Annotated in this window: 1 protein-coding gene; it reads right to left on the bottom strand. The window is 67.7% G+C overall.

What is annotated here, in order from left to right; genetic code table 11:
* The coding region (locus tag JZ792_RS41635) for a SpnB-like Rossmann fold domain-containing protein (RefSeq protein WP_216918477.1) at window positions 1-232 on the bottom strand (232 nt) is incomplete at both ends.

The following is a 232-nucleotide window of genomic DNA, read 5'->3' as shown; positions in this document are numbered from 1 at the left end:
CCCTGGTACACGGGTCAGTCGTGGAGTGTGGGCGATATCGTCGCGGATAAGGACCTGAGGCTCCCCTACCGCCACTGCCAGCGATACGATCCCGGCCAGATCGGTGGTGTCGGTGTCGGTGTCGGTGAGCAGGATTCGGCCCGGTTCCTCCGACTGTGCCGAACGCACCAAACCCCACACCGCCGACGCCGCCGGATCGACCCGATCACCCGCGGTCGTGGTGACCGCCGCG

Origin of the sequence: Nocardia noduli (genome assembly GCF_019038455.1) — a bacterium.
GTDB classification, from domain to species: domain Bacteria; phylum Actinomycetota; class Actinomycetes; order Mycobacteriales; family Mycobacteriaceae; genus Nocardia; species Nocardia noduli.
This window is presented reverse-complemented; position numbering and strand designations above follow the sequence as displayed.